The organism is Pseudomonas sp. MLB6B (genome assembly GCF_054508135.1).
On record NZ_CP199313.1, the window covers coordinates 1,000,437 to 1,017,287 of the forward strand.

Here is a 16,851-nt window from a genome sequence, read left to right on the forward strand (position 1 = left end):
TCAGGTATTGGAGTTGTCGATCTTGATGGTCGGGTCCGCACCGCTGATCAGCGAGTTGATGGACGTGTTCGACCAGTTGACGCCTTCGAGCTTGATCGACACATCGGCGTTGGCCAAGCCACCTGCTGCGTTGAGCTTGCCTTCGCTGCTGACCTGCAAGGTCGACTCTCCTCCGACCGTGGTGATCTTCAGATAGTTGTCGATAGTGCTGCCACGCTCGCCCTGCAGCAAGTCGCTGAGGTCGAGGCGATCGCCTTCGCTAGGTTTGAAGTCCTTGATCACGTCGTTGCCGACGTCGCCGGATTTCCACACGAAGGTATCGGCACCCGAGCCACCGCTGAGGATATCGTCGCCCTTGCCGCCCACCAGCACATCGTTGCCGCTGCCACCGAACAGCATGTCGTTGCCTTCGCCACCGTAGAGGGTGTCGTTGCCGCTGCCGCCGAGCAGGATATCGTTGCCCTTGCCGCCGTCCAAGGTGTCGTCGCCACCCTGGCCGAAGATCAGGTCGTTGCCGGCGCCGCCCAGGAGGGTGTCGTTACCGTCGCTACTGCGCGAGACGTCGAACTCGGTGTAATGCTCGGACACATACTGGTGCATCATCCGCGCATCCACGTCACCCGCATCCAGGCCCAGCTTGTTGGCCACGTAGTTCTGGATAGCTTCAACGCCCGAACCTGGGATCGAGTCGAAGCTGACCAGGTCCCCGAAGATGATGTCGTTGCCATCGCCACCGTCGACTTGGTCATTGCCCGGCTGGATTACCTCGGTATGGCCGAGGATGGCATCGGCAAGTTTGCTCGAGTCGATGTTGTATTGCGGCACGCCATCGGAGTCGTACTTGGCCAGATCGCTGGCCTTGAGTTCTGGCCCCAGGCCGATAGCCTCCACCGAACTCAGCGCTGCAAGCAGCTTGTAGCCGTCTGCTGAGTTGGAGATAGCGCTGCTGGTCGTGGTGCCATCGCCACTTAGGGACGACAGCTCGTAACCGCCGTTACCTTCGGCGTGAATGGTGCCAGTGGTCACATTGCTCCAGTAAGAGCCAAACCAGCTAGAAAAGCGTGCTTGCGCGACCAGGTTGCCACTGCTGTCGATCGATACGCGATTGTTGGAATCGAGCTGATAGTTGGTAACCGTGTTTCCTATTTTGTAACTGATGCTGGACAGGAAGGTATCCAACTTGACGGAGCTGTTTGCCAGCGTCGGGTTGGCCTGCTCGCCGGTTTGGTAGTAGGTCGGCTGGCCATCGGTGATGAAGTAGGTCTGGCTGATACCGGTGCTACCCCCATCCTTTAGGTTCTGGAACCAGTTGGCAGTAGTCTTGAAGGCATCTTCGTAGTTAGTGCCGCCGGCGGCACTCATGGTCTTCAGGGCAGTGAGGAGGGTCTGAAGACCGGCATCGTTGAGTTTGACCGCCACGGTGCTCTTCACTTGGGTCGCGAAGTCCACCAGCAGGATATTCACCGTACCCGACAGGTCACCTTTTACGCTCGTGGCCAAAGTCTGGAACACCGACGTCAGCGAATTTTGCGCGTCCGTCACGCCTTTTGTGCCCATGCTCGACGAAGTATCGACCACGAAGGCAAGGTTGTAGTCCTTGCCCTTGACCACGTGCAGACCAGTGACGTCGGACACGATGATGTCGCTGGCCACAGTGCCGGTGCCCACATCGTTGCCGGCGCTGAGGTTGCTGGTGGCATAGGTGTCCGGGTACACGGTGACCTTCAGCGAGCCCTCGGTGGTCGCGGTGCTGCCGCCAACGCTTTCGCTGGAGACCGACGTCACCTTCACGTCGAACTGGCCGTAGTAGTAAGCCGGTGGCTTGATGACCAGGCTGGCCATGTTCCACCCGCTGACGTCCACGGCGGTCGCGCCCACGGTCAGGCTGTGGCCGGCGTTATCGCTGACCACGGAGCCGGATGGGATACCGCTGAGTTTGACCGACAGGGTTTCCGAACCGTCAGTGTCGGTCAGCGCGCTGCTGATGCCGACCAGTTTGACGCTACCGTTCTCCGGCCCTTCGTTGAGCTTGTAGCCGTCGTAGTAGCCCTGGCCGCTGCTGCCGTGCAGGTCCGAAACGCTGACGCCTGCGTTGATCAGCGCGGTGACGTTCTGGTACATCGGCACCGCGGCGCTGTTCAGGTCGCCGGCCGTGCCATTACCCACCTTGACGTTGATGTCGTAACTGCCTGGACCTGCCTGGTTGGCGTGGTAGATCTCCACGGTGTAGTAGCCGTTGGTGGTCGGGGTGTAGCTGCCCGACACCGTGCCACCGCCACCCCAGGTCGATGTGACCACGTTCTTGCCGCCGATGGTGACCAGCACGCTGTCGTCGGCCACGCCGCTGAAGGTGTAGGTCTTGCCGGCTTCCAGGTAGATCAGGCCCGACGTTTTCGAGCCGGTGTTGGGGCTGACGTTGGCATCGGACTGTACGTTGGTGACCGACTCGCTTTTGCTCGCCGCACCGGAGTTGGCGAACACGGTTTTCAACGCGTCGCCCGTGATGCCGTTACCGTTGGTGCCCAGGCCGTTGAGGCTGTTCCACGTCTCTTTGGTCAGGCCCAGAGAATTGACATTGTTGGTCCCGATGTTGAGGGTCGGCGCATCGGCGACAGGGGTGATGTCGACCTTCAACGTGGCTTCGCTGCCCGGAGTGATGCCGTCGGTAGGCTTGAACTTGACCTGCGCGTAGTCCGCCTGCTTGTTGCCGACGCCGCTACCGCCATAGGCGTCCACACCCGACTGGTTGGCCAGCGGCACGAACTTGAGCTTGCCGGCGGCGATGTCGGCCTGGCTGATGGTCTGGTTCAGGGTCACGTTCACCCAAGTGGTGCCGTTGTTGTACTTCAGGCTGCCCAGGTCGGGCAGTTTAGTGATGGTCACACCCAGGCTCGACACCGGGCTGTCGACGTCGCTGACGTTGAAGTTGCTCCAGGACAGCACCAGATCGGTGTCTTCGATGCCGGTGACTGCGCCGCCAGCCGAGACCGGTGCGTCGTTGACTGCGATGACGTTGACCGTAGTGGTGGCGGTGTTGGAGACGTTGACGCCGTCGGTCACGGTGACGGTGATCACGCGCGGGGTGGTGCTCGGATCCTCGCTGGCGTTGTAGAACGAAATGTTCTTGATCGCCTGGGCGTAGTCGGCCAGCGAAGCGTTGCCGCTCAAGGTCAGTACCACTTTGCCGTCGGTGCTGTTGGCGTTGATGGTGATGCCGTTGACGCTGTTGCCCAGGTTGAGTGCGTCGCCTGGCTGACGGTTGGTCAGCGTGATGGTCGCGCCGGTCAGTTGGGTGCTGTCGAAATCGGTGATCGTCAGATCGACGTCGCCGATCGACACGCCATTGGCCTGATTCTCGGTGAAGGTGACCTGGTAGTCGCCGCCGGTCTTGCCGCTCGAGTCGTTGGCGTCCAGATCCAGCACCGGTGCCGGCTCGAACAGCTGCGTCGTGACGCTGCCCGCCGTGCCGCTGACCACCAGACCCTCGAAGTTGCCGCCCGTGGCGGAATCGACCTTGACCGTGAAGGTTTCGGTGCCTTCGGTGATGTTGTCCTTGATGGTCGGCACGTTGAAGGTGGCCTGAGTACTGCCGGCCTTGATCACCACCGTGGCGACGCCTACGTAGTCGGTGCCGTTGGTAGCGGTGCCGCTGTAGCTGAGCTTGACCGTGACATCGGTCTGCGGCGCGTTGCTCAGGTTCAGCGTGTAGGTCGCGTTGTTGCCTTCGGCGACCTGGCTGCTGCCGGTGATGCTCAGCGTGGTGTTGTTGATCGTGTCGGTCACCGAGGTCACGGCCGGGGTGCTGACGTAGGCTAGATTCTCGAAGTTGCCACCCGTAGCGTTGGTGATCTGGGCGCTGACAGTGGAAGCACCGATGTACACGTCGTCCGCTGGTGCGGCGACGGTCACGCTGCCGCTGCTCTGATTGGCGGCAATGGTGATGGTCTGGCCATTGCTGAGTGTGACCGTCACAGGCGTACCGGCCGGGTTGCTCAGGGATGCGGTATAGACGATGGAGCCACCTTCGGCCACGGTCGGCGTCGCGCTCAGGGTGAGCGTGGTGGTGTCTTGAACATCGGTGACGGTAGTAGTGGTGGTTGCCTTGTTGGCCACCAGGTTTTCGTAGTTGCCGCCGCTGACGGTACTGATGCTGTTGGTGACCGGAGCATGGCCTTGGTAGACGTCGTTGCTCACCGGGGTGCTGACGGTGCCCGAGCTTTGGCCGACTGCGATGGTGATGGTTTCGCCATTGGCGAGTTTCACCACCACAGGCGTGCCGGTGACCGGGGCGCTGACGGTCGCGGTGTAGACGACCGAACCGCCCTCGGCTACCGATGGGGTGGAGGTCAGGGTTACGGTCGAAGTGTCGACCACGTCGGTGACAGTGGTCGTTACCGTGCCTTTGTTCGCCACCAGGTTTTCGTAGTTGCCGCCCGAGACGCTGCTGATGTTGTTGGTGACAGCGGCGTGACCGACGTACACGTCGTTGGTGACCGGGGTCGTTGCGGTACCGGAGCTTTGGCCGACGGCGATGGTGATGGTTTCGCCGTTGGCGAGCTTCACCACAACCGGGGAGCCGGTCACCGGAGCGCTGACGCTGGCGGTGTAAACGATCGAACCGCCTTCGGCTACCGATGGGGTTGCGGTCAGGGTCACGGTCGAAGTATCGACAACGTCGGTGACGGTGGTCGTTACAGCGGTCTGATTAGCGACCAGGTTTTCGTAGTTGCCGCCCGAGACACTGCTGATGTTATTGGTGACAGCGGCATGGCCAACGTACACGTCGTTAGTGACCGGCGCGGTGGCAGTGCCGGAACTCTGACCGACCGCGATAGTGATGGTCTCGCCGTTGGCGAGTTTCACCACGACTGGGGAGCCGGTGACCGGAGCGCTAACGCTGGCGGTGTAAACGATCGAACCGCCTTCAGCTACCGATGGGGTTGCGGTCAGGGTCACGGTCGAAGTATCGACAACGTCGGTGACGGTGGTCGTTACAGCGGTCTGATTAGCGACCAGGTTTTCGTAGTTGCCGCCCGAGATGCTGCTGATGTTGTTGGTCACAGCGGCGTGACCGACGTACACGTCGTTGGTGACCGGAGTCGTTGCAGTGCCGGAACTCTGGCCAACTGCGATAGTGATGGTCTCGCCATTGGCGAGTTTCACTACAACTGGGGAGCCGGTGACCGGAGCGCTAACGCTGGCGGTGTAAACGATCGAACCGCCTTCGGCTACCGATGGGGTCGCAGTCAGGGTCACGGTCGAGTTATCGACAACGTCAGTGACGGTGGTCGTTACAGCGGTCTGATTAGCGACCAGGTTTTCGTAGTTGCCGCCCGAGACGCTGCTGATGTTGTTGGTCACAGCGGCGTGACCGACGTACACGTCATTGGTGACCGGCGTGGTGGCAGTGCCGGAGCTCTGACCGACTGCAATAGTGATGGTCTCGCCATTGGCGAGTTTCACTACAACCGGAGTGCCAGTCACCGGCGCGCTGACGCTAACGGTGTAGACGATCGAACCGCCTTCAGCTACCGATGGGGTCGCGGTCAGGGTCACGGTCGAGGTATCAACTGTGTCGGTGACGGTTGTAGTTACGTTGCCCTGGGTAGCCACCAAGTTTTCATAGTTGCCGCCCGAGACGCTGCTGATGCTGTTGGTGACAGCGGCATGGCCAACGTACACATCGTTAGTGACCGGCGTGGTGGCAGTGCCGGAGCTCTGACCGACTGCAATAGTAATGGTCTCGCCATTGGCGAGTTTCACTACAACCGGGGAGCCAGTCACTGGTGCGCTGACACTGGCGGTGTAAACGATCGAACCACCTTCAGCTACCGATGGCGTCGCGGTCAGGGTAACGGTCGAGGTGTCGACTGTATCGGTGACGGTGGTCGTTACAGCACCTTGGTTAGCAACCAAGCTCTCGTAGTTGCCGCCGGACACATTGCTGATGCTGTTGGTGACAGCGGCATGGCCAACGTACACATCGTTAGTGACCGGCGTGGTGGCAGTGCCGGAGCTCTGACCGACTGCAATAGTAATGGTCTCGCCATTGGCGAGTTTCACTACAACCGGGGAGCCAGTCACTGGTGCGCTGACACTGGCGGTGTAAACGATCGAACCACCTTCAGCTACCGATGGCGTCGCGGTCAGGGTCACGGTCGAGGTATCGACCGTGTCGGTGACGGTAGTCGTTACAGCACCTTGGTTAGCAACCAAGCTCTCGTAGTTGCCGCCGGACACTGTGGTGATGTTGTTAGTCACAGCAGCGTGACCAACGTACACGTCGTTAGTAACCGGAGTCGTTGCAGTGCCGGAACTCTGGCCGACAGCGATGGTAATGGTTTCGCCATTGGCCAGTTTCACTACAACCGGAGTGCCGGTGACCGGAGCGCTGACGCTAGCGGTATAGACGATCGAGCCGCCTTCAGCTACCGATGGGGTCGCGGTCAGGGTCACGGTCGAGGTATCGACAACGTCGGTGACGGTGGTCGTTACAGCGGTCTGATTAGCGACCAGGCTTTCGTAGTTGCCGCCCGACACTGTGGTGATGTTGTTAGTCACAGCGGCGTGACCGACGTACACGTCGTTAGTGACCGGCGTGGTGGCAGTGCCGGAACTCTGACCGACCGCGATAGTGATGGTCTCGCCGTTGGCGAGTTTCACCATAACAGGAGAGCCGGTAACCGGCGCGCTGACGCTGGCGGTGTAGACGATCGAGCCGCCTTCAGCTACCGATGGGGTCGCGGTCAGGGTCACGGTCGAGGTATCGACAACGTCGGTGACGGTGGTCGTTACAGCGGCCTGATTGGCGACCAGGCTTTCATAGTTACCGCCCGACACTGTGGTGATGTTGTTAGTCACAGCGGCGTGACCGACGTACACGTCGTTAGTGACCGGCGTGGTGGCAGTGCCGGAGCTCTGACCGACTGCAATAGTGATGGTCTCGCCATTGGCGAGTTTCACTACAACCGGAGTGCCAGTCACCGGCGCGCTGACGCTAGCGGTGTAGACGATCGAACCGCCTTCAGCTACCGATGGGGTCGCGGTCAGGGTCACGGTCGAGGTATCAACTGTGTCGGTGACGGTTGTAGTTACGTTGCCCTGGGTAGCCACCAAGTTTTCATAGTTGCCGCCCGAGACGCTGCTGATGTTGTTGGTGACCGCGGCATGGCCAACGTAAACATCGTTAGTAACCGGCGTAGTAGCAGTACCGGAACTCTGGCCGACGGCGATGGTGATGGTTTCGCCGTTGGCGAGTTTCACCACGACCGGGGAGCCGGTGACCGGAGCGCTGACGCTAGCGGTGTAAACAATCGAACCACCTTCAGCTACCGATGGGGTCGCGGTCAGGGTCACGGTCGAGGTATCGACCGTGTCGGTGACGGTAGTCGTTACAGCACCTTGGTTAGCAACCAAGCTCTCGTAGTTGCCGCCGGACACATTGCTGATGCTGTTAGTCACAGCGGCGTGACCAACGTACACGTCGTTAGTGACCGGCGTGGTGGCAGTGCCGGAACTCTGACCGACCGCGATAGTGATGGTCTCGCCGTTGGCGAGTTTCACCACGACTGGGGAGCCGGTGACCGGAGCGCTAACGCTGGCGGTGTAAACGATCGAACCGCCTTCAGCTACCGATGGGGTTGCGGTCAGGGTCACGGTCGAAGTATCGACAACGTCGGTGACGGTGGTCGTTACAGCGGTCTGATTAGCGACCAGGTTTTCGTAGTTGCCGCCCGAGATGCTGCTGATGCTGTTGGTCACAGCGGCGTGACCGACGTACACGTCGTTGGTGACCGGAGTCGTTGCAGTGCCGGAACTCTGGCCAACTGCGATAGTGATGGTCTCGCCATTGGCGAGTTTCACTACAACTGGGGAGCCGGTGACCGGAGCGCTAACGCTGGCGGTGTAAACGATCGAACCGCCTTCGGCTACCGATGGGGTCGCAGTCAGGGTCACGGTCGAGTTATCGACAACGTCAGTGACGGTGGTCGTTACAGCGGTCTGATTAGCGACCAGGTTTTCGTAGTTGCCGCCCGAGACGCTGCTGATGTTGTTGGTCACAGCGGCGTGACCGACGTACACGTCATTGGTGACCGGCGTGGTGGCAGTGCCGGAACTCTGACCGACCGCGATAGTGATGGTCTCGCCATTAGCAAGTTTCACTACGACCGGGGAGCCAGTCACCGGCGCGCTGACGCTAGCGGTGTAAACGATCGAACCGCCTTCAGCTACCGATGGTGTAGCGGTCAGGGTCACGGTCGAGGTATCGACCGTGTCGGTGACGGTAGTCGTTACGGCACCTTGGTTAGCAACCAAGCTCTCGTAGTTGCCGCCGGACACATTGCTGATGCTGTTAGTAACCGCAGCATGACCGACATACACATCGTTAGTGACTGGGGTAGTCGCAGTGCCAGAACTCTGACCGACCGCGATAGTGATGGTCTCGCCATTAGCAAGTTTCACCACGACTGGCGAGCCGGTGACTGGTGCGCTGACACTGGCGGTGTAAACGATCGAGCCACCTTCAGCTACCGATGGGGTCGCGGTCAGGGTCACGGTCGAGGTATCGACAACGTCGGTGACGGTGGTCGTTACAGCGGCCTGATTAGCGATTAGGTTTTCGAAGTTGCCGCCGGAAACACCAGTGATATTGGCGGTTACCGGAGCGTGGCCTTGATAGACATCATTGCTGACCGGAGTATTGACGGTGCCAGAAGTCTGGCCGACCGCGATGGTGATGCTCTGGCCATTGCTCAGAGTGACCACTACCGGCGAGCCAGTTACGGCATCGGCGACGGTCGCGGTGTAGACGATGGTGCCGCCTTCGGCAACCGATGGAGTGGCTGACAGCACCACAGTAGTGGTGTCCTGAATATCGGTAACCTGAGTAGTGACTGGCGCCTGGTTGGCTACCAAGTTCTCGTAGTTGCCGCCCGACACTGTGGTGATGTTGTTGGTCACTGCGGAGTGGCCGACGTACACGTCGTTGGTAACCGGAGTCGTTGCAGTGCCGGAGCTCTGACCGACCGCGATAGTGATGGTCTCGCCATTGGCAAGTTTCACCACAACCGGGGAGCCGGTGACCGGTGCACTGACACTGGCGGTGTAAACGATCGAGCCGCCTTCGGCTACCGATGGGGTAGCGGTCAGGGTCACGGTCGAGTTATCGACAACGTCAGTGACGGCGGTCGTTACAGCGGCCTTATTAGCGACCAGGTTTTCGTAGTTGCCGCCCGAAATGCTGCTGATGTTGTTGGTCACAGCAGCGTGACCGACATACACATCGTTGGTGACCGGAGTCGTTGCAGTGCCGGAGCTTTGGCCGACGGCGATAGTGATGGTTTCGCCGTTGGCGAGTTTCACCACGACTGGCGAGCCAGTCACCGGCGCGCTGACGCTGGCGGTGTAAACGATCGAGCCGCCCTCGGCAACAGATGGAGTAGCGGTCAGGGTCACGGTCGAGGTATCGACTGTGTCGGTAACGGTTGTAGTTACGTTGCCTTGGGTTGCGACCAAGTTTTCATAGTTGCCGCCCGAGACGTTGCTGATGCTGTTGGTCACAGCGGCGTGACCGACATACACATCGTTAGTGACCGGAGTCGTCGCAGTGCCGGAGCTTTGGCCGACGGCGATAGTGATGGTTTCGCCATTGGCGAGTTTCACCACGACTGGCGAGCCGGTGACCGGAGCGCTGACGCTGGCGGTGTAAACGATCGAACCGCCTTCGGCTACCGATGGGGTAGCGGTCAGGATCACGGTCGAGGTATCGACCGTGTCGGTGACAGTCGTGGTTACGTTGCCTTGGGTGGCGACCAAGTTTTCATAGTTGCCGCCCGAGACGTTGCTGATGCTGTTGGTCACAGCGGCGTGACCGACATACACATTGTTAGTGACCGGAGTCGTCGCAGTGCCGGAACTCTGACCGACCGCGATAGTGATGGTCTCGCCGTTGGCAAGTTTCACTACGACCGGGGAGCCAGTCACCGGCGCGCTGACGCTGGCGGTGTAAACGATCGAGCCACCTTCAGCTACCGATGGTGTAGCGGTCAGGGTAACGGTCGAGGTATCGGCCGTGTCGGTGACAGTCGTGGTTACGTTGCCTTGGGTGGCGACCAAGTTTTCATAGTTGCCGCCCGACACTGTGGTGATGTTGTTAGTCACAGCGGCGTGACCGACGTACACATCGTTGGTAACCGGAGTCGTTGCAGTGCCGGAGCTTTGGCCGACGGCGATAGTGATGGTCTCGCCGTTGGCGAGTTTCACCACAACCGGGGATCCGGTGACTGGTGCGCTGACGCTAGCGGTGTAAACGATCGAGCCGCCTTCTGCTACCGATGGCGTCGCTGTCAGGGTAACGGTCGAGGTATCGACCGTGTCGGTGACGGTAGTCGTTACAGCACCTTGGTTAGCAACCAAGCTCTCGTAGTTGCCGCCAGACACATTGCTGATGCTGTTGGTCACGGCGGCGTGACCGACATACACGTCATTGGTCACTGGCGTAGTCGCAGTGCCGGAACTCTGGCCGACGGCGATGGTGATGGTCTCGCCGTTGGCGAGTTTCACCACGACTGGGGATCCGGTAACCGGTGCGCTGACGCTAGCGGTGTAAACGATCGAGCCGCCTTCTGCTACCGATGGCGTCGCTGTCAGGGTAACGGTCGAGGTATCGACCGTGTCGGTGACGGTAGTCGTTACAGCACCTTGGTTAGCAACCAAGCTCTCGTAGTTGCCGCCAGACACATTGCTGATGCTGTTGGTCACGGCGGCGTGACCGACATACACGTCATTGGTCACTGGCGTAGTCGCAGTGCCGGAACTCTGGCCGACGGCGATGGTGATGGTCTCGCCGTTGGCGAGTTTCACCACAACCGGGGAGCCGGTGACCGGAGCGCTGACGCTGGCGGTGTAAACGATCGAACCGCCTTCAGCTACCGACGGGGTCGCGGTCAGAGTTACGGTCGAAGTATCGACAACGTCGGTGACGGTGGTCGTTACAGCCGTCTGATTAGCAACCAGGCTTTCATAGTTGCCGCCCGACACTGTGGTGATGTTGTTAGTCACAGCAGCGTGACCGACGTACACATCGTTGGTAACCGGAGTCGTTGCAGTGCCGGAACTCTGACCGACAGCGATAGTGATGGTCTCGCCATTAGCAAGTTTCACCACGACTGGCGAGCCGGTGACTGGTGCGCTGACACTGGCGGTGTAAACGATCGAGCCACCTTCAGCTACCGATGGGGTCGCGGTCAGGGTCACGGTCGAGGTATCGACAACGTCGGTGACGGTGGTCGTTACAGCGGCCTGATTAGCGATTAGGTTTTCGAAGTTGCCGCCGGAAACACCAGTGATATTGGCGGTTACCGGAGCGTGGCCTTGATAGACATCATTGCTGACCGGAGTATTGACGGTGCCAGAAATCTGGCCGACCGCGATGGTGATGCTCTGGCCATTGCTCAGCGTGACCACGACTGGCGAGCCAGTTACGGCGTCGGCAACGGTCGCGGTGTAGACGATGGTGCCGCCTTCAGCGACCGATGGAGTCGCGGAGAGCACCACGGTGGTGGTGTCCTGAACATCAGTAACGGTCGTAGTGACTGGTGTTTGGTCAGCGGTCAGATTTTCATAATTGCCACCCGATACGCTCGCGATGTTGTTGTCCACAGGCGCATGGCCTTGGTAGACATCGTTGCTGACCGGAGTCGTGACGGTACCTGCACTTTGACCAACAGCAATGGTGATGGTCTCGCCATTGGCGAGTTTCACCACAACTGGGCTGCCAGTAACTGGTGCGTTGACGCTGGCGGTGTAAGTAATCGAACCGCCTTCGGCAACAGATGGGGTGGCCGTCAGCGTTACGGTAGTGGTGTCCTGTACGTCGGTGACTTGCGTAGTAACAGGTGCCTGGTTGGCTACCAAGTTCTCGAAGTTGCCGCCCGATACGGTGGTGATATTTGCCGTGACCGGTGCATGGCCTTGGTAAACATCGTTGCTAACTGGAGTGTTAACCGTGCCCGAAGTTTGACCAACCGCGATGGTGATGCTCTGGCCGTTGCTCAGCGTGACCACGACTGGCGAGCCAGTTACAGCATCGGCGACGGTCGCGGTGTAGACGATGGTGCCGCCTTCAGCAACCGATGGGGTGGCCGACAGCACCACAGTAGTGGTGTCCTGAACATCGGTAACCTGAGTAGTGACTGGCGCCTGGTTGGCTACCAAGTTTTCGTAGCTGCCGCCCGATACGGTAGTGATGTTTGCCGTGACGGGTGCATGACCTTGGTAAACATCGTTGCTAACCGGCGTGTTGACCGTGCCAGAAGTCTGGCCAACCGCGATGGTGATGCTCTGGCCATTGCTTAGAGTGACCACTACCGGCGAGCCGGTTACGGCATCTGCAACGGTCGCGGTGTAGACGATGGTGCCGCCTTCAGCGACCGATGGGGTAGCGGAGAGCACCACAGTAGTGGTGTCCTGGACGTCGGTAACCTGACTAGTGACTGGTGCCTGGTTGGCTACCAGGTTCTCGTAGTTGCCACCCGATACGCTCGCGATGTTGTTGTCCACAGGCGCATGGCCTTGGTAGACATCGTTGCTGACCGGAGTCGTGACGGTACCTGCACTTTGACCAACAGCAATGGTGATGGTCTCGCCATTGGCGAGTTTCACCACAACTGGGCTGCCAGTAACTGGTGCGTTGACGCTGGCGGTGTAAGTAATCGAACCGCCTTCGGCAACAGATGGGGTAGCCGTCAGCGTTACGGTAGTGGTGTCCTGTACGTCGGTGACTTGCGTAGTAACAGGTGCCTGGTTGGCTACCAAGTTCTCGAAGTTGCCGCCCGATACGGTGGTGATATTTGCCGTGACCGGTGCATGACCTTGGTAAACGTCATTGCTAACCGGCGTGTTGACCGTGCCCGAAGTTTGGCCGACCGCGATGGTGATGCTTTGGCCATTGCTCAGAGCAACTACCACCGGCGAACCGGTTACAGGCGAGGCGACGGTCGCGGTGTAGACGATGGTGCCGCCTTCGGCGACCGACGGGGTAGCCGACAGCACTACGGTAGTGGTGTCCTGGACGTCGGTGACTTGCGTGGTAACAGGGGCCTGGTTGGCTACCAGATTCTCGAAGTTGCCGCCGGAGACGCTGGTGATGTTTGCCGTGACCGGTGCATGACCTTGGTAAACGTCATTGCTAACCGACGTGTTGACCGTACCCGAAGTTTGGCCGACCGCGATGGTAATGCTCTGGCCATTGCTCAGAGCAACTACTACCGGCGAACCGGTTACAGGCGAGGCGACGGTCGCGGTGTAGACGATGGTGCCGCCTTCGGCGACCGACGGGGTAGCCGACAGCACTACGGTAGTGGTGTCCTGGACGTCGGTAACCTGAGTAGTGACTGGCGCCTGGTTAGCTACCAAGTTTTCGTAGCTGCCGCCCGATACGGCGGCGATGTTCGCCGTGACAGGCGCATGACCTTGGTAAACATCGTTGCTAACCGGCGTGTTGACCGTACCCGAAGTCTGGCCGACCGCGATGGTGATGCTCTGGCCGTTGCTCAGCGTGACCACGACTGGCGAGCCAGTTACAGCATCAGCGACGGTCGCGGTGTAGACGATGGTGCCGCCTTCAGCGACCGATGGAGTCGCGGAGAGCACCACGGTGGTGGTGTCCTGAACATCAGTAACGGTCGTATTGACTGGTGTTTGGTCAGCGGTCAGATTTTCATAATTGCCACCCGATACGCTCGCGATGTTGTTGTCCACAGGCGCATGGCCTTGGTAGACATCGTTGCTGACCGGAGTCGTGACGGTACCTGCACTTTGACCAACAGCAATGGTGATGGTCTCGCCATTGGCGAGTTTCACCACAACTGGGCTGCCAGTAACTGGTGCGTTGACGCTGGCGGTGTAAGTGATCGAACCGCCTTCGGCAACAGACGGGGTCGCCGTCAAGGTTACGGTAGTGGTGTCTTGGACGTCGGTGACTTGGGTAGTAACCGGCGCTTGGTTAGCTACCAAGTTCTCGTAGCTGCCGCCCGATACGGTGGTGATGTTTGCCGTTACAGGTGCATGACCTTGGTAAACGTCGTTGCTAACCGGCGTGTTGACCGTGCCTGAAGTTTGGCCGACCGCGATGGTGATGCTCTGGCCATTGCTCAGCGTGACCACGACTGGCGAGCCAGTTACGGCGTCGGCAACGGTCGCGGTGTAGACGATGGTGCCGCCTTCGGCAACCGATGGAGTAGCGGAGAGCACCACGGTAGTGGTGTCCTGAACATCGGTAACCTGAGTGGTGACCGGCGCTTGGTTAGCTACCAAGTTCTCGTAGCTGCCGCCCGATACGGTGGTGATGTTTGCCGTTACAGGTGCATGACCTTGGTAAACGTCGTTGCTAACCGGCGTGTTGACCGTACCGGAAGTCTGGCCGACCGCGATGGTGATGCTTTGGCCATTGCTCAGCGTGACCACGACTGGCGAGCCAGTTACGGCATCAGCGACAGTTGCGGTGTAGACGATGGTGCCGCCTTCAGCAACCGATGGGGTAGCGGAGAGCACCACGGTGGTGGTGTCTTGAACATCGGTAACCTGAGTGGCAACCGGCGTTTGATTAGCTACCAAGTTCTCGTAGCTGCCGCCCGATACGGTGGTGATGTTTGCCGTGACAGGTGCATGACCTTGGTAAACATCGTTGCTGACCGGCGTGTTGACCGTACCCGAAGTTTGGCCGACCGCGATGGTGATGCTTTGGCCATTGCTCAGCGTGACTACGACTGGCGAGCCAGTTACGGCATCAGCGACAGTTGCGGTGTAGACGATGGTGCCGCCTTCAGCAACCGATGGAGTGGCCGTCAGCGTTACGGTAGTGGTGTCCTGAACATCGGTAACCTGAGTGGTAACCGGCGTTTGATTAGCGATCAGGTTCTCGTAGTTGCCGCCCGATACGGTAGTGATGTTTGCCGTGACCGGTGCATGACCTTGGTAAACGTCGTTGCTAACCGGCGTGTTGACCGTGCCCGAAGTTTGGCCGACCGCGATGGTGATGCTTTGGCCATTGCTCAAGGTAACCACTACTGGCGAGCCAGTCACGGCGTCGGCGACAGTTGCGGTGTAGACGATGGTGCCGCCTTCGGCGACCGATGGAGTCGCAGAAAGCACCACGGTAGTGGTGTCCTGAACGTCAGTAACGGTTGTGGTAACCGGCGCTTGGTTAGCTACCAAGTTCTCGTAGTTGCCACCCGAAACGCTTGCAATGCTGTTGTCCACAGGCGCATGGCCTTGGTAGACATCATTGCTGACCGGAGTCGTAACGGTACCTGCACTTTGACCAACAGCAATGGTAATGGTCTCGCCATTGGCAAGTTTGACCACGACCGGACTGCCAGTAACTGGTGCATTGACGCTAGCGGTGTAAGTGATCGAACCGCCTTCGGCAACAGACGGGGTAGCCGTCAGCGTTACGGTAGTGGTGTCGACCACATCCGTAACTGAGGTGGTGACGGCCGTCTGATTAGCGACCAGATTTTCGAAGTTGCCACCGGAAACACCAGTGATATTGGCGGTTACCGGAGCGTGGCCCTGATAGACATCATTGCTGACCGGGGTGTTGACCGTACCTGAAGTCTGGCCGACCGCGATGGTGATGCTTTGGCCATTGCTCAAGGCAACCACTACTGGCGAGCCGGTTACAGCGTCGGCGACGGTCGCGGTGTAGACGATGGTGCCGCCTTCAGCAACCGATGGAGTCGCAGAAAGCACCACGGTAGTGGTGTCCTGAACGTCAGTAACGGTTGTGGTAACCGGCGCTTGGTTAGCTACCAAGTTCTCGTAGTTGCCGCCCGATACGGTGGTGATGTTTGCCGTTACAGGTGCATGACCTTGGTAAACGTCGTTGCTAACCGGCGTGTTGACCGTGCCCGAAGTTTGGCCGACCGCGATGGTGATGCTTTGGCCATTGCTCAGCGTGACCACGACTGGCGAGCCAGTTACGGCGTCGGCGACGGTCGCGGTGTAGACGATGGTGCCGCCTTCGGCAACCGATGGCGTAGCGGAGAGCACCACGGTGGTGGTGTCCTGAACATCGGTAACCTGAGTAGTGACCGGCGCTTGGTTAGCTACCAAGTTCTCGTAGCTGCCGCCCGATACGGTGGTGATGTTTGCCGTTACAGGTGCATGACCTTGGTAAACGTCGTTGCTAACCGGCGTGTTGACCGTGCCCGAAGTTTGGCCGACCGCGATGGTGATGCTTTGGCCATTGCTCAGCGTGACCACGACTGGCGAGCCGGTTACGGCGTCAGCGACGGTCGCGGTGTAGACGATGGTGCCGCCTTCAGCGACCGATGGGGTAGCGGAGAGCACCACGGTAGTGGTGTCCTGAACATCGGTAACCTGAGTGGTGACCGGCGCTTGGTTAGCTACCAAGTTCTCGTAGCTGCCGCCCGATACGGTAGTGATGTTTGCCGTAACGGGTGCATGACCTTGGTAAACATCATTGCTAACCGGCGTGTTGACCGTGCCCGAAGTCTGGCCAACCGCGATGGTGATGCTTTGGCCATTGCTCAGCGTGACCACGACTGGCGAGCTGGTTACGGCGTCAGCGACGGTCGCGGTGTAGACGATGGTGCCGCCTTCAGCAACCGATGGAGTCGCAGAAAGCACCACGGTAGTGGTGTCCTGAATGTCAGTGACGGTTGTGGTAACCGGCGCTTGGTTAGCTACCAAGTTCTCGTAGTTGCCACCGGAAACACCAGTGATATTGGCGGTTACCGGAGCGTGGCCCTGATAGACATCATTGCTGACCGGGGTGTTGACCGTACCCGAAGTCTGGCCGACCGCGATGGTGATGCTTTGGCCATT

General features: G+C 59.6%; 1 protein-coding gene (cut by a window edge). It reads right to left on the bottom strand.

Annotated features, from left to right (window positions below):
• Positions 1-16,851, bottom strand: partial view of an immunoglobulin-like domain-containing protein gene (locus ACSMEV_RS04340; RefSeq protein ID WP_459207395.1) — the 3' portion only. The gene runs 13,380 nt beyond the window's last position; only the last 16,851 of its 30,231 coding nucleotides appear in the window; the start codon falls outside the window, past its right edge; it ends in the stop codon at positions 1-3.